This is a genomic window from Achromobacter sp. MUI-25009338 (genome assembly GCF_057359325.1).
Map to the genome: position 1 here is coordinate 2641841 of NZ_CM170627.1, position 24728 is coordinate 2666568.

Sequence of the window (24728 nt, forward strand, 5' to 3'; positions counted from 1 at the left end):
CATGTTCAGCTGGATGGTATGGACCGTTCCCGTCGCCGTGTTCTTCACCTGCGTCGGCCTGATGCTGGCGGGCATGACGATATGGGAACTGAAATCGCCCACGGTCGAGCGCAAGGGGTTCCTGCCCCTGCGCACCACCCGCGGCGACCGTCTGTTCATCGGCCTGATGGCCGCGGCCTGGGTCAACCTGGCCTTCGTGGGTCTGGGCGAGAAGGCGGCCGAATGGCTGTCGCTGGACGAACCGCCCTCGGTCTGGATCGGGTTCGCGGTATCGATGCTGTTGTTGGCGCTCATCATGAAAAAGGGCTGAAACGGGGGCGCAGACCCCTGCGTTATGCAGGTAAAGGACTATCGGCCATCGTCTTCCCGGGCCAGCGTCCGCAGCGTACATCGGGGAAGACTTATCGAGGAGACAGGTCATGAAATTGCGCATGCACGCCATGGCGGCCGCCATCGCCCTGATCGGGACGTCGGGGGCGTGGGCCGGAGAGCCGGAAGCCAGGAAATGGGTCGATTCGGAGTTCCAGCCCTCGTCGCTGTCCAAGGACCAGCAGATGGCCGAGATGAAGTGGTTCATCGACGCCGCCGCCAAGCTGAAGGCCAAGGGCGTCACCGAGATCAACGTGGTGTCCGAGACCATCACCACGCATGAGTACGAGTCCAAGACGCTGGCCAAGGCCTTCACCGAGATCACCGGCATCAAGGTCAACCACGACCTGATCCAGGAAGGCGACGTGGTCGAGAAGCTGCAGACTTCGATGCAGTCCGGCAAGTCCATCTACGACGGCTGGATCTCGGATTCGGACCTGATCGGCACCCACTACCGCTACGGCGCCATCCTGCCGCTGTCGGACTACATGGCCGGCGCGGGCAAGGAATGGACCAACCCCGGCCTGGACCTCAAGGACTTCATCGGCACCAAGTTCACCACGGCCCCGGACGGCAAGCTCTACCAGCTGCCCGACCAGCAGTTCGCCAACGTCTACTGGTTCCGCGCCGACTGGTTCGCGCGCCAGGACCTGAAAGACAAGTTCAAGGCCAAGTACGGCTACGAGCTGGGCGTGCCGACCAACTGGTCCGCCTACGAGGACATCGCCGACTTCTTCTCCAACGACGTCAAGGAGCTCGACGGCAAGAAGGTCTATGGCCACATGGACTACGGCAAGAAAGACCCGTCGCTGGGATGGCGCTTCACCGACGCGTGGCTGTCCATGGCGGGCGCCGCCGACAAGGGGCTGCCCAACGGCATGCCGGTCGACGAGTGGGGCATCCGCGTGGCCGACGACAAGTGCACGCCGGTGGGCGCCTCGGTGGCGCGCGGCGGCGCCACCAACAGCCCGGCCGCCGTCTACGCGCTGACCAAGTACGTGGACTGGATGAAGAAGTACGCCCCGCAGCAGGCCATGGGCATGACCTTCTCCGAATCCGGCCCGGTGCCGGCCCAGGGGCAGATCGCGCAGCAGATCTTCTGGTACACGGCGTTCACCGCCGACATGACCAAGAAGGGCCTGCCGGTGGTCAACGACGACGGCACGCCGAAATGGCGCATGGCGCCGTCGCCCTACGGCCCGTACTGGAAGGACGGCATGCAGAACGGCTACCAGGACGTGGGCTCGTGGACCTTCTTCAAGTCCACCAACCCCGACCGGCTGGCCGGCGCCTGGCTCTACGCGCAGTTCGTCACGTCCAAGTCGGTCTCGCTCAAGAAGTCCATCACCGGCCTGACCTTCATCCGCGACAGCGACATCAACAGCGAGTTCTTCACCAAGAACGCGGCCAACTACGGCGGGCTGATCGAGTTCTACCGCAGCCCGGCGCGCGTGGCCTGGACGCCCACCGGCAACAACGTGCCCGACTACCCCAAGCTGGCGCAGCTGTGGTGGAAGAACGTGGCCACCGCGGTCACCGGCGAGAAGACGCCGCAGGCCGCCATGGACAACCTGGCCAACGAAATGGACCAGGTCATGGCGCGCCTGGAGCGGGCGGGGATGGCGCAGTGCGCGCCCAAGCTCAATGCCAAGAGCAATCCGTCCAAGTGGCTGTCCGACCAGCACGCGCCCTGGAAGAAGCTCGACAACGAGAAGCCCAAGGGCGAGACCATTCCGTACGAGAAGCTGCTGGCCGCCTGGAAGGAGGGCAAGGTCCGGTAGCCGTGTAAAACCCTGTTGCGCATCCGGCTTGTACCGCCCCGTCGGGCGGTACTAACCTGACCGTTCCTGAAGGAGACGGCATGCGACAGGGATCGGACTTGCAGGACCGCGTCGCGCTGGTGACCGGCGCGTCGTCGGGCATCGGGCGGGCCACCGCCATCGCGCTGGCGCAAGCGGGCGCGCGGGTGGTGGTCAATCACCGCGCGGGCGGCGACTCGCAGGCGCGCGCGGCCGCCGTGGTCGAAGCCGTGCAGCGCCTGGGCGGCCAGGCCGTGGCCGCGGCCGCCGACATCAGCCGCGAGGCCGAGGTCGAGCATCTGTTCGAGCAGGCCGTGCGCCACTACGGCCGCGTCGACATCCTGGTCAACAACGCCGGCATCGAGCATCCCGCGCCCGTCGCCGACATGACGCTGGCCGACTGGAAGCGCGTCATCGACGTGAACCTCACCGGCCATTTCCTGTGCGCCCGCGCCGCGGCCCGGGCCTACGAATCCCAGCCGGCCGACCCGGCGCGCAAAGGCCTGTCGCGCGGCAACATCCTCTTCATCAGTTCGGTCCACGAGCTTATTCCCTGGGCCTTCCAGGTCAATTACGCGGCTTCCAAGGGCGGGCTGTCGATGCTGATGAAGTCGCTGGCCCAGGAACTGGCGCCGGCCCGCATCCGCGTCAATTCGATCGCGCCCGGGGCGATACGCACCGCCATCAACCGGCCGGCCTGGGACAGCCCCGAAAGCCTGGCCAGGCTGCTCAAGCTGATTCCGTACGGCCGCATCGGCGAGCCCGAGGACGTGGCGCGGGCCGCCGTCTGGCTGGCCGGCGACGCGTCCGACTACGTGACCGGCACGACCCTGTTCGTCGACGGCGGGATGACGCTGTATCCCGAATTCCGCGGCGCGGGCTGACCGCGTATGTCCAAGCCGCTGGAAGACTACGGGCTCATCGGCAACATGCTGTCTGCCGCGCTGGTGGCGCGCGACGGCTCCATCGACTGGCTCTGCCTGCCGCATTTCGACTCGCCGGCCTGTTTCGCCGCGCTGCTGGGCGACGCGCGCCACGGACGCTGGCGCATCGCCCCGCATGGCCAGCGCGCCGTCGTCTCGCGCCGCTACGTGCCCGACACCGCCGTGCTGGAAACGCGTTTCGAGACCGCCTCGGGCGTGGCGACGATGTACGACTTCATGCCGTTGAGCGAAGACGACGAGCGCGTGGACCTGGTGCGCGTGGTGCGCGGCGATTCCGGTCACGTGCTGATGGACATGGACCTGGTGCTGCGCTTCAACTACGGGCAGGCCGTGCCCTGGGTGCGGCGGCGCGACTACGGCCTGAGCGCCATCGCCGGGCCGGACGCGGTCGAACTGCACACGCCGGTGGAGATGGAAGGGCACGACCTCAAGACCACCGCGCGCTTCAGCGTGCACCAGGGGCGGGTGGTGCCGTTCACGCTGTCCTACCACCGCTCGCACCGCACGCCGCACTTCGTGCCCGACCGCGTCGAAAGCATGGACCGCACCATATCCTGGTGGCAGGAATGGGCCAAGCGCTGCCACTGGGAAGGGCCGGCCGACGAACGCCGCGACGCGGTGGTGCGTTCGCTGATCACGCTCAAGCTGCTGACCTTCCAGCCCACCGGCGGCATCATCGCCGCGCCCACCACCTCGCTGCCCGAGACGCTGGGCGGCGCGCGCAACTGGGACTACCGCCATTGCTGGCTGCGCGACTCGGCGCTCACGCTGTACGCGCTGCTCAACGCCGGCTACCGCGAAGAGGCCGAGGCCTGGCGCCAATGGCTGCTGCGCGCCGTGGCCGGGCACCCCGACCAGCTGCAGATCATGTACGGCATCGCCGGCGGACGCTGGCTGCCGGAACTGGAGATTCCCTGGCTGCCCGGCTATGCCTCCAGCCTGCCGGTGCGCATCGGCAACGACGCGGCCGGCCAGAGCCAGTTCGACGTCTACGGCGAGCTGATCGAAACCCTGTACGCCGCGCGCGCGGCCGACCTCGCGCCGCTGGCCGAGGCCTGGCGGCTGCAGAAGGTGCTGCTGGAGCCGCTGGCGCGGCGCTGGACGGAGCTGGACCACGGCATCTGGGAGGTGCGCGGCGAGCGCCGCGCCTTCACGCATTCGCGGCTGATGTGCTGGGTGGCCTTCGACCGCGCGGTCAAGGGCTGCGAACGCTTCGGCCTGAAAGGCCCGGTCGCGGCCTGGCGCCGCCTGCGCGACCAGATCCGCGCCGACATCTGCGAAAACGGCTACGACCGCGCGCGCGGCTGCTTCGTGCAGAGCTACGGCTCGACCGCGCTGGACGCCAGCCTGCTGCTGATCCCGCAGGTGGGCTTTCTGCCCGCCGAGGACCCGCGCGTGGCCGGCACGGTGCAGGCCATCGAGCGCGGGCTGCTGCGCGACGGCCTGCTGCGGCGCTATTCCACCGACCTCACCGACGACGGGCTGCAGGGCGAGGAGGGCGTATTCCTGGCCTGCAGCTTCTGGCTGGCCGACGCCTACGTGATGCTGGGCCGGCTCGACGACGCCGAGCGCCTGTTCGAGCGGCTGCTGTCCCTGCGCAACGACCTGGGCCTGCTGTCCGAGGAATACGACGTGGTGCGCCGGCGCCTGATCGGCAACTTCCCGCAGGGCTTCTCGCACATCGGCCTGGTCAACACCGCCTACAACCTGAGCCGCGCCATGGGCCCGGCGCGCCAGCGCGCCGAACAGGACGCGCCGCGCGCCTGACGCGGCGGTGTATTCTCGCAGTCGGCGCGGTCCCCATGACGGGCCGCGACGCGCGCGCAGTGCCGGGCCGCGACCCCGCAGGCCGGACGGCGCACTCAGGAGACAAACATGCTTTTGACCGAAGAACAGCTCAGCATCCAGGACATGGCGCGCCGTTTCGCGCAGGAGCGCCTGGCGCCCAACGCCGAACGCTGGGACCGCGACCATCACTATCCCGCCGACGCCATCGCCGAAATGGCGCAGCTCGGATTCTTCGGCATGCTGGTGCCGGAGGAATGGGACGGCAACGACAGCGGCTATGTGTCGTACGCGGTCGCGCTGGAAGAAATCGCCGCCGGCAACGGCGCCTGCTCCACCATCATGAGCGTGCACAACTCGGTGGCCTGCATGCCCATCCTGAAATTCGGCACCGACGAGCAGAAGGAACGCTTCCTGCGGCCGCTGGCGCGCGGCGAGCACATCGGCGCCTTCGCGCTGACCGAGCCGCAGGCAGGTTCCGACGCCAGCAGCCTGCAGACCCGCGCGCGCCGCGACGGCGACGGCTACGTGCTCAACGGCGGCAAGCAGTTCATCACCTCGGGGCGCAACGGCCAGACCGTGATCGTGTTCGCGGTGACCGACCCCGAAGCCGGCAAGCGCGGCATCTCCGCGTTCATCGTGCCCACCGACACCCCGGGCTACAAGGTCCTGCGGGTCGAGGACAAGCTCGGCCAGCACGCCTCCGACACCTGCCAGATCGCTTTCGAAGACCTGCGCATCCCGGCGTCCTGCCGCCTGGGCGAGGAGGGCGAGGGCTACAGGATCGCGCTGTCCAACCTGGAAGGCGGGCGCATCGGCATCGCCTCGCAGTCGGTCGGCATGGCGCGCGCGGCCTTCGAATGCGCGCGCGACTACGCCCGCGACCGGCAGGCGTTCGGCAAGCCCATCTTCGAACACCAGGCGGTGTCGTTCCGGCTGGCCGACATGGCCACGCAGATCCACGCCGCGCGCCAGATGGTGCTGCACGCCGCGGCCCTGCGCGCCGCCGGCCGGCCCGCGCTGACCGAGGCCTCGATGGCCAAGCTGTTCGCCTCCGAGATGGCCGAGCGTGTGTGTTCGGCGGCCATCCAGACCCTGGGCGGCTACGGCTACCTGAAGGATTTCCCGGTCGAGCGCATCTACCGCGACGTGCGCGTCTGCCAGATCTACGAAGGCACCAGCGACATCCAGCGGCTGGTCATCGCGCGCAATCTGTAGCGCGGCGTTCAGCGCCGGCGGCGCCGGGCCCACAAGGCATAGACGATGGCGTTGCCGGCCAGCAGCAGCACGGCCAGGGCGATCTGCGAACCGCGGCCGATGTCCGCGGGGTAGATCAGGCCCAGCAGGTAGTGTTCGATGAAGCCGCCTTCATAGCCCTCCTGGCCGGCCTGGCGCCGCAGCGAGACCTCCAGCGGGGTGAGCGGGCAGATCCAGCCCATGCCCACGACCAGCGCGCCCCAGGCCAGCGCCGGCAGGTGCAGCCAGGCGATCCGGGGTTTCCATAGCGCCAGCAGGCCGCCGAAGGCGACGAAGGCCACGAACAGCGCATGGACGATGAGCACCAGGTCGGCAAGCAGGCGGTAGCTCATCGGCGCATCCCGGCCTCAGGTTTTCAGGTCGCGCAGCAGCCGGGTCAGTTCCGGCGCGGCCATCAGCGACACGCCTTGCGCGCGCGCGTATTGCTGCGCGTTTTCCGAAACATCGCCCAGGGCGATATAGATGGCTTCGCGCGCGCCGCGCTGCTCGCGCGCCGCCTGCAGCTCGCGCAGCGGCTCGACGCCGACGCGGGCCGCCTTCCAGCGCCGGGCGCTGACGATGGCCACGTGGCCGTCCTTGCTGAGCGCGAAGTCGGCGCCGGCGGCCTGCAGGCGCTGAACCTCGCAGCCGTCGCGCTGGAAGCCCGCCTCCACGGTGCGCGCGAACTCCGCCCAGGACATGGCGGCCGCGGCCTGCGTCACGGCCTGCACGCGCGCGTCCGACGGGGCGCGCATCTGCTTGTAGGCCGCCATGATGGCGATCACCACGAACGGGATCGCCGCGAACACGCCCATCGCCGCGTATTCCAGCGGCAGGGCGGCGAAGCCTCCCGCCGACAGCAGCACGGCCACCCCCGCGCTCATCCACCACGGCGAGCGCAGCAGGACGGCGAAGATGGAGTTCTGGGACATCTTGAATTTCATGGCGGCTCGCGGTGGGGCGGTGGAAAAGAGGATCAGGCCGGCTCGTCGCCGGCCTCGGCGGCGCGCACCACGATGCGCGCATCGCCGCAGGTCACGATCTGGCCAGCGCGGATCTTGGCGGTCTTGCGCGTTTCCGGCACGCCGCCGACCTGGACCATGCCGTCGGCCACCAGCATCTTGCCCGCGCCGCCGCTGTCGCAGACGCCGGCGGCCTTGAGCAATTGGTTGACTTCGATATAAGGGCAGCCTGGCGCCAGCGTGAATTCGATGATGGGCATGGAAGGTCCTGGCTCAGGCCTGGCTGCGCGGCGCGTCGCCGGGAGGCTGGGGCGCGACCGGCGCGGCCGGGCGGTTATTGGTTTCGGCGCGCGCCATCCAGGCGATCAGCGACGAGCGCATGGCTTCCTCGACCGACATCTCGATCGGCTGCACCCATTCCTGCGGCACGAACACGGTGTAGCCGCCGATCATGTACCCCATCGGCAGGTAGACCGCCACGCGGTTTTCCTGCGTGAAGCCTTCGGGCAGGCCTTCCATGCTGCGGCGGGTCACCAGGCCCACCAGCTCCAGCTGCTGGCCGGGCACGCGCAGCACCACCACCTGCTGGGCGGTGTTCTTGGAGCTGGGCGAGAAATAGTCGGCAAAGCTCTTGAGCGACGAATAAATGCTCTTGACCACCGGCAGGTTGGTGAACGGCATTTCCAGCAGCACCAGCACGCGCTGCACGCGCTCCTTGGAGACCAGGTAGCCGATCGCCAGAATGCCCAGGATGCCCAGCGCCAGGCCCATGCCGGGCACGTAGAAGCCGCCGATGAACGGGCGCAGGAAGGTCAGCGCCACCGCTTCGGTCCAGGCCAGGAAGATATAGAGCAGATACAGCGTCAACGCCAGCGGCAGCACGGTGATCAGGCCGCGGAAGAAATACTTGTAGAGTCGAGTCATAGGCGGAGTAAAAATGGGGTCGGTGCGCTGAGGCGCGATCCGGGGGCCGCCAGCATAGCAGCCGGCGCGGTCCCATCCGGTAACAAACCGCGAAGAACGCGCCGCGCGCCTAGCGGTCCACCGGCAGGTACAGCGTTTCCTTGATTTCCTCCATCACCACATAGCTGTGCGACTCGGCCGAAGCCGGCAGGCGCTTGAGGATTTCGCCCAGGAGACGGCGGTACTCGTTCATTTCGGTCAGGCGCGCCTTGACCAGGTAGTCGAAGTCGCCCGAAACCAGGTGGCACTCCATGACCTCGGGCACGTACAGCAGCTCGTTCTTGACCTTGTCGAACACGTCGCCCGACTTGGCCGAGAGCTTGATTTCGAGGAACACCAGCAGGTTCTTGCCCAGCGCCGCCGGATTGACGCGCGCATGGTAACCCGTGATGACGCCGTCGCGCTCCATCCGCTTGATGCGGTCCGAGCAGGGCGTGGCCGACAGGTTCACCCGGTCGGCCAGTTCGGTGACCGAAATCCGGCCTTCGCGCTGCAGGATATCCAGGATTTTCAGGTCGATACGGTCGAGGTCGCGCATTTCACTACGGGCGATCGGAAAACGGGTATTGGGCGGGAAAAACCACTGCCAAAACGGATTTTTCAGTGTCTTTCACTGTGACGAGGGTCATAGACTACCGAAATTCCTGCATAAAACCAAACATCGGAAAGAATCATGCATGTGATCGTCCTCGGCAGCGGCGTCATCGGCACCACGACCGCGTACTACCTGGCCCGCCAGGGCGCCAAAGTGACGGTGCTGGACCGCCAGCCCGCGGCCGCACTGGAGACCAGCTACGCCAACGCCGGCCAGGTGTCGCCGGGCTATTCCACGCCCTGGGCCGCGCCCGGCATCCCGCTGAAAGCCGTCAAATGGCTGTTCCAGAAACACGCGCCGCTGGCCATCCGCCTGGACGGCAGCCTGTTCCAGCTCAAATGGATGGCCGCCATGCTGGCCAACTGTTCGGCCGAGCGTTACGCCGTCAACAAGGAACGCATGCTGCGCCTGTCCGAGTACAGCCGCGACTGCCTGCGCGAACTGCGCGCCTCCAGCGGCATCCATTATGAAGAGCGCACGCGCGGCACGCTGCAGCTGTTCCGCACCGAGGCGCAGCTCGAAGCCGCGCGCCGCGATATCTCCGTGCTCGAAGAAGTGGGCGTGCCCTACGAACTGCTGGACCGCAACCGCCTGTCGACGGCCGAGCCGGCGCTGGCCCGCTCCATCGACAAGCTGGCCGGCGGCCTGCGCCTGCCCAACGACGAGACCGGCGACTGCCAGCTGTTCACCACCCGGCTGGCCGAACTGGCGGCCGGGCTGGGCGTGGAATTCCGCTACGGCCAGGCCGTGGCCGGCCTGAACACCGCGGGCGGCCAGATCACCGGCGTGCGCGTGGGCAACGAAGTGCTGACGGCGGACCGCTACGTCGCCGCCTTCGGCAGCTACACGCGGGGCTTCCTGGAGCCGCTGGGCCTGGACCTGCCGGTGTATCCGGTCAAGGGCTATTCGCTCACCATCCCCATGACGGACGAGTCGGCCGCGCCGGTCTCCACCATCCTGGACGAAACCTACAAGATCGCCGTCACCCGCTTCGACAAGCGCATCCGCGTCGGCGGCATGGCCGAGCTGTCGGGCTTCGACCTGCGCCTGAAAGACGCCCGCCGCAAGACGCTGGAACTGGTTGTCAACGACCTGTTCCCGGGCAGCGGCGACGTGGCCCGCGCCGAATTCTGGACCGGCCTGCGCCCCATGACCCCGGACAGCACGCCCGTGGTCGGCCCGACCCGCTACGGCAACCTGTACCTGAACACGGGCCACGGCACGCTGGGCTGGACCATGGCCTGCGGCTCGGGCAAGCTGGTGGCCGACCTGGTCATGGGCCAGCGCCCGGCCATCCGCACGGACGGGCTGGATATTTCGCGCTACGACCGCAGATCCGCCGCCGGGCGGCCGCTGGTGCTGGACAGCAAGGGCGCGTGAAACGGGCGATTTGCGGACGATGGGTTCCGCGCGTTTTCTGATTGCGTTCTTGTCCAGACAGTCTCGCGCTGCACCCATCCTACGATCCGGCAACATCATGATTGTAGGATGGGTGCAGCGCGAGAGTTCTTAAGCAAGGACTCATATCTCAAACGCGCGGAACCCATCGCCGGCCCGACCCCGCTTCGGCCTACAATCCCGCGCATGATCCATTTCCTGCACACCGCCGACTGGCAGATCGGGCGGCAATACGGCCAGTTCGAAACCGATGACGCCGCCATGCTGGCCGAGGCGCGCTTCGAGGCCGTGGCGCGGATCGCCGCGCTGGCCGCCGAACGCCAAGTGGACGCCGTGCTGGTGGCGGGCGACGTGTTCGATACGCAGGGCGTGTCGGACCGCACGATACGCCGGCTGTTCGGCGCCATGGCGGCCTATGCCGGACCCTGGGTCATGATCGCCGGCAACCACGACGCGGCGCTGGCCGACAGCGTCTGGAGCCGGGCCCGGCAGCTGGGCTGCATTCCGCCCAACGTGCAGGCGCCGCCGGCCATCGGCGTGGTGGACCTGCCGGCCATCGATCTCGCGGTGCTGGCCGCGCCGCTCACCCAGCGCCATACCTACGACGACGTGACCCAGGCCTTCGACGGCCTGGAGACCGCGCCGGGGCGTTTTCGCGTGGGGCTGGCGCACGGCAGCGTGGCGGGACGGCTGCCGGACAACATCGACGCCACCAATCCCATCGCGCCCGACCGCGCCGCGCGTGCGCGGCTCGATTACCTGGCGCTGGGCGACTGGCATGGCTGCCTCGCTATCGACGAGCGCACCTGGTATGCCGGCACGCCCGAGCAGGACCGCTTTCGCGGCAACGAGCCCGGCTACGTGCTGGACGTGCGCATCGAGGCCCCGGGCGCGGCGCCGGCCGTCGAACGGCTGGCCACCGGGCGCTACCGCTGGTCGGCTTGGTCGGAGACGCTGAGCCTGCCCAGCGACGCGCAGGCGCTGGCCGAGCGCATGGCCGGGCTCGACGCGCAGGACGTGCTGCGCCTGGACGTGCAGGGGCACGTCAACATGGAGACCTGGGAGGCGCTGCAGCAGGCGGTGGACCGGACGGCGGCGCAGGTGCGCGCCTTGCTGCCGGACCTGTCGGGCCTGAAGCTGGAGCCGGACGAGGCCGACCTGGCCGAGCTGCGCGCCAGCGGCTACGTGGGCGAGGTGGCGGCGCAATTGCAGGCCTTGCAGGCCGACCCCGCGCAGTCGGCGGTGGCGGGCGAGGCCTTGCGGCTGCTGCTCAGGTTCCAGCGCGAAAGCGCCGTGCCGGGAGGTGCGAAATGAAGCTCTCGCGCATCGCCCTGGAAGAATTCCGCAAGTTCCGCCAGCCGCTGGTGCTGGACGGCCTGGAAGACGGCCTGAACCTGTTCGTGGGGCCGAACGAGGCCGGCAAGAGCACGGTGGCGGCGGCCATCCGCGCGGCTTTCCTGGAGCGTTACAGCACCAGCAAGGTCGCCGACCTGGCGCCGCGCGGCGAGTCCGGCGCGCGCCCCGGCGTGGAGCTGGCGTTCTCGCACGCCGGCCACGACTATGTGCTGAAAAAACAGTTCCTGTCGCGCGCCCGCTGCGAACTGCTGGTCGACGGCGGCGCGCGCCGGCTCGAAGGCGAAGAGGCCGAGAACGCGCTGGCCGCGCTGCTGGGTTTCGAACTGGCCGCGCGCGGCCAGAGCAAGCCCGAACTGGCGGGCATTCCGGGCCTGCTCTGGATCCAGCAGGGCGAAGGCCAGAACCTGCATGACGCGGCCGGCCATGCGGGCGCGCACTTGCGCGACGCGCTGACGCAGTTGTCCGGCGAACTGGCCGGCGGCGACGGCGACCGCCTGTACGAGCGCGTGGCCGCCGAGCGCGGCGCGCTGCTGGACGCGCGCAACAGCCGCGCCAAGGGCGTCTACAAAGAGGCCGAGGACGCCTTGGCGCGTGCGACGGCCGAGCGCGACGAGTGCGCGCAGGCCATGGCCCAGCTTGAGGCCGACGTCGATCGCCTGGCCGAGCTGCGCCGCGAACACGAGCGCGCCCGCGCCGGCGAACCCTGGAAAGACTTCGAGGCCAAGGCCGCCGAAGCGCGCACCCGGCTGGCCGCCGTGGCCCGGGAACGCGAGGCCCTGGAAGGCCTGCGCCGCGAACAGGCGCAGGCCGCGCAGACGCTGGCCCTGTTGCAGGACCAGGTCCAGCGCGACCAGCAGGACGCCGCGGCGCACCAGGCGCTGGCCGGGGAGGCCCGCGCCGCGCGCGGCCGCGCCGAAGCCGCGCTCGAACCGCTGGCCCGCGCCCGGCGCCAGCGCCAGGACCAGGCCGAGGCGGTGCAGGCCGCGAGCCGGCGCGTGGCCGCCTTGCAGGCCGTGGCCGACCGGCGCGACCTGGAGCGTCAGCTGGCCCAGCTCGACCCCGAGATCGAGCGCCTGGAGCACGCGCTGAAGGAAGCCGCCGCGCTGATCGAACAAGGCTCCGCGCTGAAGGCCGAAAGCGTGCGGATCGAGATCGCGGACGCCGATATCGAGGCCTTGCGCAAGGCCGAACGCGAACGCGCCAATCTGCAGCTGCAGCGGCAGGCCATCGCCACGCGCCTGTCCTACGCGCTGGAGCCGGGGCGCGACGCGCGCCTGGACGGCCGGGCGCTGAGCGGCGCCGACGAGGTGCTGCTGACCGAGGCGGCCGAACTGGAACTGCCCGGCGTGGGCCGTTTCCGCATCGAGCCGGGCGGCAAGGATCTGCCCGCGCTCAGGCGCGACCTGGACGAGGCGGTCGCCGCCTGCGCCGCCTGGTGCAAGCGCCTGGGCGTCGATACCCTGGCCGAGGCCGAACAGCGCCACGCCCGCTACGGCGCGCTGCTGCGCGAGCTCGACGGCATGCGCCGCGCGCTCGCCATCCATGCGCCCAAGGGCGTGGACGCGCTGCGCAGCCAGCGCGAGGAAGCCAGGGCGCGCCGCGCCCAGCTGGAGGAGCGGCTGGCCAAGCTGCCGCCCGCGGACGAGGCCGGCGACGGCGACCTGCAGGCGGCCACGCAGGCGCTGCGCGCAGCCGAGGCTGGCGCGGCCCAGGCCGAGAAGACGCTGGCCGACGCGCAGCGCACGATGGACGCCGAACACGCCCGCGCCCAGCTGCTGGAAGCGCAGGCGGCCGCGCGCGGCGCCGACCTGGAATCGCCCGAACGCATCGCCCAGCGCCAGGACCGCGCCGCCCGGCTGGCCGAGGCGCGCAGCGGCCACGATGCGCTCGAACGCCGCGTGCGCGAGGCCCAGGCCGCGCTGGCCGGCCATCAGCCCGAACTGCTGGAGCAGGACGTGCGGCGCTACGAAAAGTCCGCTGCCATCGAGCGTGATGCGCAGCACAAGCGCCACGGCGACATCCTGCAGCTGCAGGGCAAGCTGGACCAGGCCGGCGCGCAAGGGCTGGGCGAACGCCTGTCCGAAGCGGCGGCGTCCTGCGAGCGCCTGGAACGGCGGCGCGACGAACTGGCCCGCCGCGCGGCGGCCCTGGACCTGCTGCTGGGCCTGCTCACCGAACGCCGGGCGGCAGCCACCCAGCGGCTGCAGGCGCCGCTGGCGCGCCGCCTGAACCATTATCTGGCGCTGCTGTTCCCCGATGCCGACCTGCGGCTCGACGATGGCCTGCTGCCCGCGGCGCTGCGCCGCGCGCACGGCGAAGACCCGCTGGCCGCGCTCAGCTTCGGCACGCGCGAACAGCTCGGCATCCTGGCGCGCTTCGCCTACGCGGACCTGCTGCGCGAAGCCGGGCGGCCGACGCTGTTGCTGCTGGACGACGCGCTGGTCCACACCGACGAAGCGCGTCGCGACTTCATGAAGCGCGCGCTGTTCGACGCCGCCACGCGCCACCAGATCCTGATGTTCACCTGCCACGGCGAAGCCTGGCGCGACTTGGGCGTGGAACAGCGCCGGATCGCTTGACGGCCGTGCGCAGTCGGCGCTAGGCTACGCCCATGCCTGATTTCACGCACATCGCCCATCCCGCCGCCGTCTCCACGGCCGGCCTGCGTGCGCGCGTGCGGTCACTGGTTTCTTCCCGGTTTACGCCTGTCATTGCGGTGGTGCTTGCGCCGCCGGCATTCCTCTCGGCATCTCCGCCGTCCGCGCCGCCTTGCGGCGTGCCGGCGGGCGCATGCCCGCCGCTTGCGGCCGTCGTCGGCTGACGCCGTCCGCACCCGACTCCAGCCCTTTCCAAGCCCGTCCGCCTGACGCCGCGGCGTCCTGACGCGCGCCACGTCCGCCATGCGCCGGCTTGCGCCCGCGTGCGGGCAGGGGCGGAGCCTGCAATGACTTCGACAGGTAGAAACCTCATGTCTTTCGATCGATCCGCGTGGGCCGCTTGCGGCTCCACCACCTTGTTCGTGCTGCTGTGGAGCGGCGGCGCGATCTTCGCCCGCTGGGGGCTGTTCCATGCGTCCGCCTTCGGCTTTCTGCTGGCGCGTTTCGTGCTGGCCCTGGCCGTGCTGCTGCTGATCTGCGCCTGGCGGCGGCGCTGGCTGCCCGAGCCGGGCACGCGCCTGAGGGCCGCGGCCACCGGCCTGTTGCTGATAGGCGGCTACACCATCTTCTATCTGCTGGCGCTGGATAACGGCATCACGCCCGGCGTGCTGGCGGTGCTGCTGGGCGCGCAGCCCATCCTGACCCTGGCGCTGCTGGAGCGGCGCCATGCGCCGGCGCGCCTGGCCGGGCTGGGGCTGGCGTTCTGCGGCCTGGCGATGGTGATGCTGCAAGGCATCGCGATGGCGCGTTTCTCGGTTGCCGGCATGGCCTGCGCATGCGCGGCGCTGGCCTGCATGACGGCCGGCGCGATCCTGCAGAAGCGCCTGCATCAGGCGCCGATGGACGTCCTGCCGCTGCAGTACGCGGTCAGCCTGCTGCTGTGCCTGCTGTTCGCGCCGTTCCAGCCGCTGCGGGTGGAGTGGGTGGCCGGCTTCGTGCTGCCGCTGCTCTGGATGGGGCTGGTGATTTCGGTGGCCGCGACGCTGCTGTTCTACCGCATGATCCAGGCCGGCAACCTGGTCAACGTCACCAGCCTGTTCTACCTGGTGCCGGTGGGCACGGCGCTGCTGGATTACCTGATCCTGGGCAACCGGCTGTCGGCGCTGAGCCTGGCCGGTATGGTCGCCATTCTGCTCGGCCTGATGCTGGTTCTGCGCCAGCCGGCGCGGGACGCTAGCCGTCCCAGTGTCCGCTGACGAGCTGTTGCGGACGGGCCTGCGCCACGACCCGGGCGCAGGCCGGCCAGGCGTCCAGGCGCACGCTCAGGCCGGCGTAGATGCCGTGGCCCGCGCCGGCCTCGATGCAGCCCGCGGCCTGCACGCCTTCGCCGGCCCGGATCGCGCCCTCGGCGCGGATGTCCTCGCCGGCGATCATGCCCCAGCCGCTGGCCAGATGGTCGCCGCACAGAATGGAGCCGCCGGCCTGGATGCCGCAGGCCGCGTCGATGGATTTTTCGGCGCGCACGTCGCCGCCGGCCTTGATGCCCTGGCCGCATTTGATGGCGCCTTGCGTCTGCAGGTCCTGGCCCGCATGAAGATGGCCGGTGACGGCCAGGTCCTGGCCGGCGCAGATGTCCCATTTGGCGCGCACGTTGCCGCCGCAGTCCAGGCGGGTCACGGTCTCGATGCCCCATTCGGCGCTGATGTCGCCGCCGGCGCGCAGCTCGCCGCCACTGGCGATGTTGGCGCCGGCCGTGATGTTCTCGCCCGCCATGATGGTTTCGCCGGCGCGGATGCCGCCGCCGGTGACGATGCTGCGCCCGGCGCGCACCACCGTGTCGACGTTGATGCCCATGCGCACTTCCAGCGTGCCGGCGAAGACGATGGCGTTGGCGTCCAGGGTGTCGAGCCGCAGCACCGCATCGGTGGGGCCGAACTGGTCCAGCAGCCAGCACGCGTCGCCGACCCGTCCGTCGGCGACCAGCGCATCGAGCACGGCCTGGTAGTCCCCCTGTCCGTTGTGGTCGCGCAGGAACCATTTGTAGCCGCCGGCGCAGGGGTTTTTGGCTTTGACGAAATTCTTGGTGAGTTGCATGGAACGCTTGCAGTAGGTCGGTGCGTGGCCTGTCCGCAGGCCGTCGGCGGGCATGCGGAAATCGGGACGAGGCTCGGCGCCCGGCCACGCGGCAGGGCGTCGGCCGGCCTGCGGCAAGGCATGCGCTGCGCGAGCTTGTGCGCAGGCCGCCGGCGGCGGGCCGGTATGAGACTCAGAAGGAGGAAACGCCGGCGATTAGCCGGGCTTGGAGCGCGCGTAGGCGGAACGCGCGGCGACTTCCTGCGAGCTCAACAAGGTTGAGCGCAGGGCGCAGATGGCGCATGCGGCACAGGGAGGGGGGAAATAACGGGATCGCACGGACGCACATGCTACCAGCCGGGCGATTGCAGTCAAGCGCCGGCCCCGCGCAAGGGGCCGGCAGCCGGACTGGCGGGGATCAGTTCGTGGACTGGATGTTGCGTTCCTTGGCGATACGCTGGCGCAGTTCGAGCTCGCGCTTGATCTGGGCGGCGTATTCGGCCGGGGTGTTGCCGTCGACCAGCGAGCCGCCGTCGGCCAGGCGCTGCGCGATCTTCGGATCCTTCAGCGCCTTGACGGTGGCGTCATGGATGCGGTCGACCACGGCCTGCGGCGTGCCGGCGGGCGCGACCAGGCCGTACCAGGCCATGTTGTCCATTTCCGGCAGGCCGCCTTCGGTGAAGGTCGGCACGTCCGGCAGCGCCGGCAGGCGCTTGGGCGCGGCCACGGCCAGGGCGCGCAGCTTGCCGGCCTGGATATGGGGCATGGACGAGGGCAGGTTGTCGAACTGGGCGTTGACCTGGCCGGCGATCACGTCGTTGAGCGCCGGACCCGAACCGCGGTAGGGCACGTGCACCATGTCGGTCTTGGTCAGCGACTTGAACAGTTCGCCGTCCAGGTGGCCGATGCCGCCCGCGCCCGAGGACGCGTAGGCGTACTTGCCCGGGTTGGCCTTGAGGAGCGCGATGAATTCGGCCAGGTTCTTGGCGGGCACGGACGGGTTCACCGTCAGCACGTTCGGCACGTTCACCATATTGGTGATGGGCACGAAGTCCTTCAGCGGGTTGTACGGGTTCTTGGGGTTGGTGGCCGGGTTGGTGGCCATGGTGCTGACGGTGGCCACGCCCAGCGTGTAGCCGTCCGGGGTGGAGCGCGCCAGCGCGTCGGCGCCGATCGAGCCGCCGCCGCCGCCGCGGTTCTCCACGACCACGGCCTGGCCCAGCTCGCGGGTCAGGCCTTCGGCGACGATGCGGGCCACGATATCGGTGGTGCCGCCCGCGGCGAAGGGCACGATCAGGCGGATGGGCTTGTTGGGGTAGGCGTCGGCAGCTTGCGCGACGCTACTGATACAGACGCCGGCGATGGCGGCGGCCAGTACGGCCTTGGCTTGGGACAGCAGGGTCAAAGTCTTCTCCATCTTATTGAATTCCGGTCCGGCCGGCTTCTGGCCGGCGGCCGGTGAAAGCGTGCCCGGCTCGGATGCTGGCGGGGCCGACGTTTCGTGGGCGCAATTCCACACAGGAACGCGATGCCGGTCAACCCGGATCGACCCTGACCGGCCGCGCCCGTTTGCGCGGCCGCAACGTTGCGCGAAGTAGACCGCAATAAGCGGAAAAAAGCCTTTCCTGACAACAACATGAATCGAGCGGCAAACGCGTCGATTGTGTAATCATTGCGCATCGATCATGTCGTCATCGCCCCGGTTCACACATAAATTCCTGCATAACTCCCGAGAATCTGATATTTTTCGGATGAGATTCTTGGCCGGTCTTGCAATAAAACTATTGCGTTTGTTTCTGTCTGCGCCGTTCAATGGCGTTGGTTGATGTCCCCGCGGGGCAACGTGTAGTGCAGCGACGCACCGGGCCAGGGTTCCGTCCGTTTTCAATCCCCGGTCTGTTTCGTCTTTCGCTGCCTTTGCGCCGGCGGGAGGGGGCCCGGACATTCTCGGAACGCCATGTCGCTGATCCTGATCCTCGCTCTGCCGTTCGCCGGCAGCCTGTGCGCCGCGCTGCTGCCTTCCAACGCCCGCAACGCCGAGGCGTGGCTGGCGGGCCTCATCGCCCTGGTCTGCGTGGTTCTGGTCGCCAGCCTGTACCCGGAAGTCGCCGGCGGCGGGGTGGTCCGGGTCGACATGCCCTGGGCGCCCGCGCTGGGCCTGCAGTTCACGCTGCGCATGGACGGCTACGCCTGGCTGTTCGCCCTGATCGTCTCGGGCATGGGCGCGCTGGTGGTGCTGTACGCGCGCTACTACATGTCGCCCGAAGACCCCGTGCCGCGCTTTTTCTCGTTCTTCCAGGCGTTCATGGCGGCCATGCTCGGCGTGGTGCTGTCGGGCAACCTGATCCAGCTGGTGATGTTCTGGGAAATGACCAGCCTGGCGTCCTTCATGCTGATCGCCTACTGGCACCACCGGCTCGACGCGCGGCGCGGCGCCCGCATGGCGCTGACGGTCACCGGCGCCGGCGGGCTGTGCCTGCTGGCCGGCGTCCTCATCCTGGGCCATATCGTCGGCAGCTACGACCTGGACCGCGTGCTGGCCGCCGGCGACCTGGTGCGCGCCGATCCCTGGTATCCGGCGGTGCTGATCCTGGTGGCGCTGGGCGCCCTGACCAAGAGCGCGCAGTTCCCGTTCCAGTTCTGGCTGCCCAACGCGATGGCCGCGCCCACGCCGGTGTCGGCATACCTGCACTCGGCCACCATGGTCAAGGCGGGCGTGTTCCTGCTGGCGCGCTTCTGGCCGGTGCTGTCGGGCACCGACGAATGGTTCTGGATCATCGGCGGGGCGGGCCTGGTGACGCTGGTGCTGGGCGCCTACGCCGCCATCTTCCAGCAGGACATGAAAGGGGTGCTGGCCTATTCCACCATCAGCCACCTGGGGCTGATCACGCTGCTGCTGGGCCTGAACAGCACGCTGGCGCTGGTGGCGGCCATCTTCCACATGATCAACCACGCCACCTTCAAGGCCTCGCTTTTCATGGCCGCGGGCATGGTGGACCACGAAACCGGCACCCGCGACCTCGGCCGCCTGTCCGGCCTGTACAAGGCCATGCCCATCACCGCCACGCTGGCCACGGTGGCGGCCGCCTCGATGGCGGGGGTGCCGCTGCTCAACGGCTTCCTGTCCAAGGAAATGTTCTTCGCCGAGACCACGTTCGTCAGCGGCGACGATCTCATCCAGATCGGCCTGCCGCTGCTGGCGACCGTGGCCGGCGCGTTCAGCGTGGCGTATTCGCTGCGCTTCATCCTGCAGGTGTTCTTCGGCCCGCCGGCCACCGACCTGCCGCGCGCGCCGCACGAGCCGCCGCGCTGGATGCTGTTCCCCAGCGCGCTGCTGGTGTTCATGTGCCTGCTGGTGGGCGTGGTGCCCGGCCTGACGGTCGGCCCGTTCCTGGCCACGGCCGCGCACAGCATCCTGGGGCAGGACATGCCCGAGTACAGCCTGGCCGTCTGGCACGGCCTGAACCTGCCGCTGCTCATGAGCCTGGTGGCCACCACGGCCGGGGTGCTGCTGTACCTGGCGCTGCGCGCGCACCAGCGGGCCAATCCCGGCCGTGTGCCTTTCATCTACCGCCTGGACGGCCGCCGCACCTTCGAGGCGCTCCTGGACGGCTCCAGCGTGGCCGCGGCCTGGCTGCTGCGCTGGCTGTCCTCGTCGCGGCTGCAGGTGCAGATGCTGCTCATCGTGCTGGGCACGCTGTTCGTCGCCTGGCTGCCGCTGCGCGCCGGCGGCTGGCTGAACGGGGCGGGGCGCCTGACCCCGGTCGATCCGTCGTTCGCGCTGCTGTGGCTGGTGGGCGGGGTCTGCGCCCTGGCCGCGGCCTACCAGGCCAAGTACCACCGCCTGGCCTCGCTGGCGCTGGCCGGCGGGGCGGGGTTGATCACCTGTCTGACCTTCGTCTGGTTCTCGGCGCCCGACCTGGCGTTGACGCAGCTGTCGGTCGAGGTGGTGACCGTGGTGCTGCTGTTGCTGGGCCTGCGCTGGCTGCCGCGGCGCATCGCCCAGGACGACGATGAAAGCCTCAAGGCCACGCTGCAGGCGCGCGGACGCCGCCTGCGCGACCTGCTGCTGGCGGTGGCCGCCGGCGCCGGCATGTCGGCTTTGGCCTACGCGGTGCTCACACGCCCGCAGGGCGAGACGATTTCCTCGTTCTTCGTGGACCACGCGCTGCCCGACGGCGGCGGAACCAATGTGGTCAACGTGATCCTGGTGGACTTCCGCGGCTTCGATACCTTCGGCGAGATCACGGTGCTGGGCATCGTGGCGCTGACCGTCTACGCGCTGCTGCGCCGCTTCCGTCCGGCCGCCGAAAGCGCGGACCTGCCGCGCCAGCAGATCGACCAGGACGGCGGCGTGCCGGCCGCGCCCGACATCAAGTCGCTGCTGCCGGCCGGCTCGATGATGGTGCCCACGGTGCTGGTGCGCCTGCTGCTGCCCACGGCCGCGCTGATCTCGGTGTATTTCCTGCTGCGCGGGCACAACGAGCCGGGCGGCGGTTTCGTCGGCGGCCTGATCTTCGCCACCGCCGTGATCCTGCAATACATGGTCGGCGGCGTGTACTGGGTGGAGTCGCGCAGCCGCCTGAATCCGCAGAACTGGATCGGCATGGGCCTGTTGTTCGCCGGCTCGGCCGCGATGGCCGCCTGGCTGGTCTACAAGCCGTTCCTGGCCGCGCTGTCGTGGGACATCGCGCTGCCGCTGGTCGGCCACGTGCACCTGTCCAGCGTGCTGCTGTTCGACCTGGGCGTGTACATGCTGGTCGTGGGGGCCACTGTGCTGGTGCTGGTGGCGCTGGCCCACCAATCGCTGCGCGCGCAACGCAAGGCCGCCGCCGAGCTCCAGGCGGCCGCCGCTCAAACCGGAGAAGCCTGATGGAATTGATCTACGCCCTCGCGATCGGCGTCCTGGCTGGCTCGGGCGTCTGGCTGCTGCTGCGGCCGCGGACGTTCCAGTTCATCATGGGCCTGTCGCTGGTTTCCTACGCGGTGAACCTGTTCATCTTCGGCATGGGCAGGCTGGCCTCGGGCCGCCCGCCAGTGGTGGACCCGGCCGCGGCCCATGACGCCTCCTGGTACGCGGATCCGCTGCCGCAGGCCCTGGTGCTGACCGCCATCGTCATCGGCTTCGCCACCACCGCCTTGTTCCTGGTCGTGCTGCTGGCCTCGCGCGGCCTGACGGGCACCGACCACGTGGATGGACGGGAGTCGCAATCTTGAATTTCTGGCTGCAACATCTGCCCGTACTGCCCATCATCATCCCGCTGCTCGCCGGCGCGGGCATGCTGCTTCTGGCGGACACCCGCCGCTATACGCGCGGCGCCATCGCCGCGCTGTCCACGCTGGCCCAGCTGGCCGCCGCGATCGCGCTGCTTGCCGTGGCCGGCGGCGCCGTGCCGGGCGTGTGGCCCGACGGGGTAGGGGTCTACCTGGTGGGCGACTGGCCCGCGCCCTTCGGCATCGTGCTGGTGGTCGACCGGCTGGCCGCGGTGATGCTGACGCTGACCGCGGTGCTGGGGCTGGCCTCGCTGGTGTATGCGCTGGCCCGCTGGGACCGCGCCGGGGTGCATTTCCACTCGCTGTTCCAGTTCCTGCTGATGGGCCTCAACGGCGCCTTCCTGACCGGCGACCTGTTCAACCTGTTCGTGTTCTTCGAGGTGCTGCTGGCCGCTTCCTACGGCCTGCTGCTGCACGGCTCGGGCGTGGCGCGGGTCAGCGCCGGCCTGCAGTACATCGCGGTCAACCTGGTGGCCTCGTTCCTGCTGCTGATCAGCATCGCGCTGATCTACGGCGTCACCGGCACGCTGAACCTGGCCGACCTGGCGCAGCGCGCCGGCCACCTGGCGGGCGCCGAACGCATGCTGTTCGAGGCGGGCGCGGCCATCCTGGGCGTGGCCTTCCTGGTCAAGGCGGGCGCCTGGCCGCTGAACTTCTGGCTGGTCAAGGGCTATGGCTCGGCCGGCGCGCCGATCGCGGCCATGTTCTCCATCATGACCAAGGTGGGCATTTACGCGCTGCTGCGCATCGGCTCGCTGCTGCTGCCGTCGGGCGCGCCGGCGGCGTTCAGCCTGGACTGGATGTTCGCCGCGGGCCTGGCCACGCTGCTGTTCGGCGGCCTGGGCCTGCTGGCCACCCAGCAGCTCGAGAAGATGGTGGGCTATTGCGTGATCGTGTCGGCCGGCACGCTGCTGACCGCGCTGGGCATGCCGGGCGTGACGCTGACCGGCCCGGCGCTGTTCTACCTGATCAGCTCGGTGCTGACCACGGGCGCGTTCTTCATGCTGGCCGAACTGATCGAGCGCACCCGCAGCTTCGGCGCGAACGTGCTGGCGGTGACGCTGGACGCCTTCGACCTGGACGATCCGACCTCGGTCAACCGCTCCGACGACGTGGTCGGGGTGGCGATTCCGGCGGCCATGGCCTTTCTGGGGCTGGCCTTCATTTCCTGCGCGCTGCTGGTCACCGGCCTGCCGCCGCTGTCGGGCTTCGTGGCCAAGCTGTCGCTGCTGTCGGCGGCGGTGTCGGCGGCCAACGAGTCGGCGCTGCCCATGGACGCCTGGATACTGGTGGCCGCGGTGCTGGTGTCGGGCCTGGCCGGCCTGATCGGCCTGGGCCGCACCGGCATCCGCGTGTTCTGGGCCAGCGACGACCGCAGCACGCCGCGGCTGCGGGTGATCGAGGCCGGCCCGGTGGCCGTGCTGCTGCTGCTCTGCGTGGGCCTGGCCGCCGGCGCGGGGCCGGTGTCGGCCTATCTGGACGACGCGGCCCGCTCGCTGGACCAGCCCAAGTCGTACATCGAGGCCGTCATGTCCGCGCAGACCGTGCGCAGCCTCAAGGGGGGAAGCTGATGCGCCGCCTCTATTTCCTGTTCCTGCCGACCTTCCTGTTCGTGCTGTGGCTGGTGCTCAACCAGAGCGTATCGGCCGGCCAGGTCGCCCTGGGCCTGGCGCTGGCGCTGTGGTTCACCTGGGCCGCGTCGCGCCTGCGTCCGCTGCGCGCGCGCCCGCGCCGGCTGTGGAAGGCGGTGCCGCTGTTCCTGCACGTCACGGCCGACATCATCCGTTCCAACGTGGCCGTGGCCAGGCTGATCCTGAATCCCGGCCCCAACGATTTTTCGCCCGGGTTCATCATGATCCCGCTGACCATGCGCGACCCGCATGGCCTGGCGATGCTGGCCTGCATCGTCACCTACACCCCCGGCACCGTCTGGGTCGAACTGACCGACGACCACCGCCTGAAGCTGCACGTGCTGGACCTGCAGCACGAGGGCGACTGGATCAAGCTGGTGCAGGAGCGCTATGAGCGCCCGCTGATGGAGATTTTCGAATGAATACCGTGCTTTATTGGGCCGCGTCCTTCGCCCTGCTGTGCTTCGCGCTGGGCATGGTCTGCGCCACCGTCCGCCTGCTGCGCGGACCGACCGCCCAGGACCGCGTGCTGGCCCTGGACACCCTGTACATCAACGGCATGCTGACCATGCTGGTGTTCGGCATCCGTTCCGGCACGTCGGTGTATTTCGACATCGCGCTGCTGATCGCGCTGTTCGGCTTCGTCGGTTCGACCGCGATGGCGCGCTTCCTGCTGCGCGGGGAGGTGATCGAGCCATGATCGCAGACCAGATTCCGCTGTGGGCCGGCATTCCCGCCAGCATCCTGCTGGTGCTGGGCGGCCTGCTGGCCCTGACCGGCTCGGCCGGCCTGCTGCGTTTCCGCACCTTCTACGCCCGCATCCACGCGCCCACGCTGGGCAACACCATGGGCTGCGGCTGCGTGCTGCTGGCGTCCATCCTGGTGTTTTCGGCGCTGTCGGCCCGTCCGGTTTTCCACGAGGTGGTCATCACCTTGCTGCTGATCGTGTCTTCGCCCGTCACCGCGATGCTGCTGATGCGCGCGGCGACCTACCGCAACCGCATCAATCCCGCCGATGCGGAGAGGGACGCGCGTTAGCTAACGCGTGGTCCTGGATTGCATGTTGCGGCGCATTATTGATACGTAATCTTACGATTTCACGTTGCTGGACACCTCGCCGGCGCGTCATCGTGGGATAGTGGAGCAATGGCCCGCGCGCCTCGCGCGAGCGGGTCCCGAGCGAGCGGCGCCGGTCCGCAGGCCGCGCCGCTCTGGTGCAATCGCTATTGAAGGAGCTGGCCATGAATACACGACCCATGCACACCAAACGCCTCGCGGCGACCCTTTGCGCGGCAGGCCTGATGCTGGCCGCGGGAGCGGTCCACGCGGCGGATGCGACCGGACGCGGCAAAGGCCAATCCCAATACCAGCAGGACATCGCGGCGTGCAAGAGCGGCGCCACCGGCCAGGACCCGGCCGCGTGCATGCGCGAGGCCGGCGCGGCCCGCCAGGAAGCGGCGCGCCAGAACCTCCGGGAAGCCAGTCCCGACCAGTACCAGCAGAACATGATCGACCGCTGCAACCGCCTGCCGGAGGCGTCGCGCCAGGATTGCGTGACCCAGATGACCTCGCCCACGAACGTGCGCGGCAGCGTGCAGGGCGGCGGCGTGCTGCGCGAGACGGTGATCCAGGTGCCGGCCGATTCGGCGGCGCCCTCGACCGGCGCGCCCGGCATGGCCCCGGCGCCTGCCGGCGGCTCGGGCACCATGAGCTCGCCCATCCGCCAGTAGGAAGGGCAGGGCAAGG

24 protein-coding genes are annotated in these 24728 nt (G+C 69.5%); 17 read left to right on the top strand and 7 right to left on the bottom strand.

The genetic code is table 11. From position 1 onward, the window contains the following. The first annotated feature begins 1 nt into the window (after position 1). The 5 genes from AC1IQ6_RS12655 (at position 2) to AC1IQ6_RS12675 (ending at position 6115) form a co-directional block, all read left to right on the top strand. On the top strand, positions 2-310 hold the full coding sequence (locus AC1IQ6_RS12655) for a DUF2160 domain-containing protein (protein ID WP_485866444.1): 309 nt from the start codon (positions 2-4) through the stop codon (positions 308-310). 109 nt (positions 311-419) lie between these two features. Then, the gene (locus AC1IQ6_RS12660) at positions 420-2150 is read left to right on the top strand and encodes an ABC transporter substrate-binding protein (protein ID WP_102771412.1); all 1731 of its coding nucleotides are present in this window, start codon (positions 420-422) and stop codon (positions 2148-2150) included. An 80-nt stretch (positions 2151-2230) separates the two neighbouring features. Further along, positions 2231-3052 carry a glucose 1-dehydrogenase gene (locus AC1IQ6_RS12665; RefSeq protein WP_102771411.1) on the top strand — a complete coding sequence of 274 codons (822 nt, stop codon included), beginning with the start codon at positions 2231-2233 and terminating at the stop codon, positions 3050-3052. A 6-nt stretch (positions 3053-3058) separates the two neighbouring features. Further along, positions 3059-4879: a glycoside hydrolase family 15 protein gene (locus AC1IQ6_RS12670; protein ID WP_111824997.1), complete on the top strand. Its 1821-nt coding sequence runs from the start codon at positions 3059-3061 to the stop codon at positions 4877-4879. A 108-nt stretch (positions 4880-4987) separates the two neighbouring features. After that, positions 4988-6115 (top strand): acyl-CoA dehydrogenase family protein, encoded by a 1128-nt coding sequence (locus tag AC1IQ6_RS12675; RefSeq protein ID WP_102771409.1) that lies wholly within the window; start codon positions 4988-4990, stop codon positions 6113-6115. 8 nt (positions 6116-6123) lie between these two features. On the opposite strand, the gene AC1IQ6_RS12680 is transcribed toward AC1IQ6_RS12675, so the two are convergent. The 5 genes from AC1IQ6_RS12680 to AC1IQ6_RS12700 form a co-directional block, all read right to left on the bottom strand. Further along, the gene (locus tag AC1IQ6_RS12680; protein ID WP_111824999.1) at positions 6124-6486 is read right to left on the bottom strand and encodes a DUF2784 domain-containing protein; all 363 of its coding nucleotides are present in this window, start codon (positions 6484-6486) and stop codon (positions 6124-6126) included. Positions 6487-6501: 15 nt separating this feature from the next. Beyond that, positions 6502-7077, bottom strand: a complete 576-nt coding sequence (locus AC1IQ6_RS12685; RefSeq protein WP_111825000.1) for a restriction endonuclease — start codon at positions 7075-7077, stop codon at positions 6502-6504. A 32-nt stretch (positions 7078-7109) separates the two neighbouring features. Continuing rightward, positions 7110-7355 (bottom strand): RNA-binding S4 domain-containing protein, encoded by a 246-nt coding sequence (locus AC1IQ6_RS12690; protein WP_485866445.1) that lies wholly within the window; start codon positions 7353-7355, stop codon positions 7110-7112. Between the two features lie 13 nt (positions 7356-7368). After that, positions 7369-8019 carry a DUF502 domain-containing protein gene (locus AC1IQ6_RS12695; protein WP_485866446.1) on the bottom strand — a complete coding sequence of 217 codons (651 nt, stop codon included), beginning with the start codon at positions 8017-8019 and terminating at the stop codon, positions 7369-7371. Between the two features lie 109 nt (positions 8020-8128). Beyond that, complete coding sequence (locus AC1IQ6_RS12700; RefSeq protein ID WP_102771404.1) at positions 8129-8596, bottom strand: Lrp/AsnC ligand binding domain-containing protein; 468 nt, start codon at positions 8594-8596, stop codon at positions 8129-8131. Positions 8597-8731: 135 nt separating this feature from the next. Between AC1IQ6_RS12700 and AC1IQ6_RS12705 the strand changes: the two genes are divergently transcribed. From AC1IQ6_RS12705 to AC1IQ6_RS12725, 5 genes are all read left to right on the top strand, one after another. Then, complete coding sequence (locus tag AC1IQ6_RS12705) at positions 8732-10033, top strand: D-amino acid dehydrogenase (RefSeq protein ID WP_485866447.1); 1302 nt, start codon at positions 8732-8734, stop codon at positions 10031-10033. Between the two features lie 204 nt (positions 10034-10237). After that, positions 10238-11365 carry a metallophosphoesterase family protein gene (locus tag AC1IQ6_RS12710; RefSeq protein WP_485866448.1) on the top strand — a complete coding sequence of 376 codons (1128 nt, stop codon included), beginning with the start codon at positions 10238-10240 and terminating at the stop codon, positions 11363-11365. Further along, complete coding sequence (locus tag AC1IQ6_RS12715) at positions 11362-13986, top strand: AAA family ATPase (RefSeq protein WP_485866449.1); 2625 nt, start codon at positions 11362-11364, stop codon at positions 13984-13986. The genes AC1IQ6_RS12710 and AC1IQ6_RS12715 overlap by 4 nt, the downstream gene beginning before the upstream one ends. Before the next feature lie 32 nt (positions 13987-14018). Beyond that, positions 14019-14228, top strand: coding sequence for a hypothetical protein (locus tag AC1IQ6_RS12720; RefSeq protein WP_146747995.1), 210 nt, complete (start codon positions 14019-14021; stop codon positions 14226-14228). 147 nt (positions 14229-14375) lie between these two features. Further along, positions 14376-15260: a DMT family transporter gene (locus tag AC1IQ6_RS12725; protein ID WP_102771400.1), complete on the top strand. Its 885-nt coding sequence runs from the start codon at positions 14376-14378 to the stop codon at positions 15258-15260. Here AC1IQ6_RS12725 and AC1IQ6_RS12730 read toward each other — a convergent pair. Both AC1IQ6_RS12730 and AC1IQ6_RS12735 read right to left on the bottom strand, forming a co-directional pair. Then, positions 15238-16098 (bottom strand): hypothetical protein, encoded by an 861-nt coding sequence (locus tag AC1IQ6_RS12730; RefSeq protein ID WP_102771399.1) that lies wholly within the window; start codon positions 16096-16098, stop codon positions 15238-15240. The two genes, AC1IQ6_RS12725 and AC1IQ6_RS12730, sit on opposite strands and share 23 nt — an antisense overlap. A gap of 397 nt (positions 16099-16495) precedes the next feature. Further along, the gene (locus AC1IQ6_RS12735; RefSeq protein ID WP_209166421.1) at positions 16496-17494 is read right to left on the bottom strand and encodes a Bug family tripartite tricarboxylate transporter substrate binding protein; all 999 of its coding nucleotides are present in this window, start codon (positions 17492-17494) and stop codon (positions 16496-16498) included. A gap of 540 nt (positions 17495-18034) precedes the next feature. On the opposite strand from AC1IQ6_RS12735, the gene AC1IQ6_RS12740 reads away from it, so the two are divergent. From AC1IQ6_RS12740 to AC1IQ6_RS12770, 7 genes are all read left to right on the top strand, one after another. Beyond that, on the top strand, positions 18035-20950 hold the full coding sequence (locus AC1IQ6_RS12740) for a monovalent cation/H+ antiporter subunit A (RefSeq protein WP_102771397.1): 2916 nt from the start codon (positions 18035-18037) through the stop codon (positions 20948-20950). Further along, positions 20950-21294 (top strand): Na+/H+ antiporter subunit C, encoded by a 345-nt coding sequence (locus AC1IQ6_RS12745; RefSeq protein ID WP_102771396.1) that lies wholly within the window; start codon positions 20950-20952, stop codon positions 21292-21294. The genes AC1IQ6_RS12740 and AC1IQ6_RS12745 overlap by 1 nt, the downstream gene beginning before the upstream one ends. Further along, on the top strand, positions 21291-22922 hold the full coding sequence (locus AC1IQ6_RS12750) for a monovalent cation/H+ antiporter subunit D (protein WP_102771395.1): 1632 nt from the start codon (positions 21291-21293) through the stop codon (positions 22920-22922). Before AC1IQ6_RS12745 ends, AC1IQ6_RS12750 begins: the two co-directional genes overlap by 4 nt. After that, a complete protein-coding gene (locus AC1IQ6_RS12755; protein WP_102771394.1) occupies positions 22922-23404 on the top strand; it encodes a Na+/H+ antiporter subunit E in 483 nt (160 codons plus the stop codon). The genes AC1IQ6_RS12750 and AC1IQ6_RS12755 overlap by 1 nt, the downstream gene beginning before the upstream one ends. Next, complete coding sequence (locus tag AC1IQ6_RS12760) at positions 23401-23682, top strand: K+/H+ antiporter subunit F (RefSeq protein WP_062682541.1); 282 nt, start codon at positions 23401-23403, stop codon at positions 23680-23682. Before AC1IQ6_RS12755 ends, AC1IQ6_RS12760 begins: the two co-directional genes overlap by 4 nt. After that, positions 23679-24020, top strand: a complete 342-nt coding sequence (gene mnhG / locus AC1IQ6_RS12765; protein WP_102771393.1) for a monovalent cation/H(+) antiporter subunit G — start codon at positions 23679-23681, stop codon at positions 24018-24020. Before AC1IQ6_RS12760 ends, mnhG begins: the two co-directional genes overlap by 4 nt. A gap of 203 nt (positions 24021-24223) precedes the next feature. Then, positions 24224-24712, top strand: coding sequence for a hypothetical protein (locus AC1IQ6_RS12770; RefSeq protein WP_485866450.1), 489 nt, complete (start codon positions 24224-24226; stop codon positions 24710-24712). Positions 24713-24728 lie beyond the last annotated feature (16 nt).